The 269-nt window shown below is 50.9% G+C and carries 1 protein-coding gene; it reads right to left on the bottom strand.

All coding sequences use genetic code 11. From position 1 onward, the window contains the following. A partial coding sequence (locus IEQ44_RS15920; protein WP_193639423.1) for an MFS transporter occupies window positions 1-269 on the bottom strand: 269 nt, incomplete at both ends.

Raw genomic sequence — 269 nt, forward strand, 5'->3', positions numbered from 1 at the left:
TCAGCACCCCGTGGTCTTCGGAGTAATGCAGGTTATGCGACAAATAACTCGGCATATAGGTCAGCAACATGTAGTAAGTCACGTTGGTGGCAATTACCAGACCAATACATGTCAACAGGCTGCGCCAGTATTTAGTGGCAATCTCTTTAAACGAGACTTTCGGGCCATCCTGCAAACCTTCACGGTCGCCCTGTTCCAGTTTATCGACATGCTGCTGGAACGCCGGAGTCTCTTCCAGCGCATGGCGCAGGTAAAGCCCGATAATCCCT

The sequence above is a fragment of the Nocardioides malaquae genome, from assembly GCF_015070385.1.
Classification (GTDB): domain Bacteria; phylum Actinomycetota; class Actinomycetes; order Propionibacteriales; family Nocardioidaceae; genus Nocardioides; species Nocardioides malaquae.